At 61.2% G+C, this 1028-nt stretch carries 1 pseudogene; it reads right to left on the bottom strand.

From position 1 onward, the window contains the following. Positions 1-675, bottom strand: a pseudogene (locus tag Y705_RS16600) (fibronectin type III domain-containing protein); the annotation flags it as partial. Positions 676-1028 lie beyond the last annotated feature (353 nt).

Raw genomic sequence — 1028 nt, 5'->3', positions numbered from 1 at the left:
GGTTGCCGTGAAGGTATTCGGCCCGTCGGTATCAAAGACGATGCCGGAGGAGTAGGCGCCTGAGTCATCGGCCGTCAGTGGTCCCGGGGTGGCGCGCACATCACGCCGCCCTACGTCGGTGTCCTTCATGGCGGGCTCGATGATCCGCTGCTCGAACTGGGCGCGGTTGACGCCGCTGCCGATGTGGCCTTTGACGGTGACCGTGTTGCCGTTCAGGATCGCGTCTTCGGTCACATAGGTGTCCTGGACCCGGGTGTCGGCTACGACGGTGTCGCCGAACTTGATGGACACCGTGTCCCCGGGCAGGATGTCCGGGGTGACGTTCAGGCCCGTGCCGGCACCCCAGCACACACCGCCGGGGTGGTTGATCTCGAAGGCGACGTCGCCGGCGGCGACGAGGCTCGAGGCGGAGCCGACCACGCCGGCGCCGGGCCGGCTGACCTCGATGGTTGCTTCCTGCCCCACCCTGCCCTGGTAGCCCTCGACGGTGATGAAGTCCCGGTTGGGGAACACCACGAGGTTATCGGGAAACGTGGGAACAGCCGCGGAGGCCGATGGAATGGCGAAAATGGAGGACGTGCAAACAACGGCGAACGCCGTCGTGATAATTCCGGTCCGCTTTCCTCCAAGCGACCGTACTTTTGTTCTTCCCTGAATATCCGGTGCAGCTTTCATGACTACCTCATTGGCTGAGGTGCGCAAGGGCTTCACGCACACACTGAAGCTTGCAACTGCGACCTTGGGAAAATGTTGAGATGGTAATTCCAATCTCAATGGAGGCCACAGTGGCAGTCCGAAGTGGCCCCATCCCGCCCACCTAGCGGCGCGCGAAAGGGTGAATAGCGTTCATGAATTTCGGGCTTGTTGACCCTGATTCAGATTCAGCGTACTTTTTCCGTACGCACGCTGATCATGACGTGCATCACAAAAATGGGGTAAGAATGAATAAGGACGTCGGGTGAAGCCTCCGTCCATCGTGCGGAGTAATCGGGCACACAGCTCGTCCCGAGGACCCAGTGGAGGCGGAT

It is taken from the genome of Arthrobacter sp. H41, from assembly GCF_000520535.1.
Lineage (GTDB): Bacteria > Actinomycetota > Actinomycetes > Actinomycetales > Micrococcaceae > Arthrobacter_D.
Note: the sequence above shows the minus strand (reverse complement) of the source record. Positions and strands in the feature narration are given on the sequence as shown.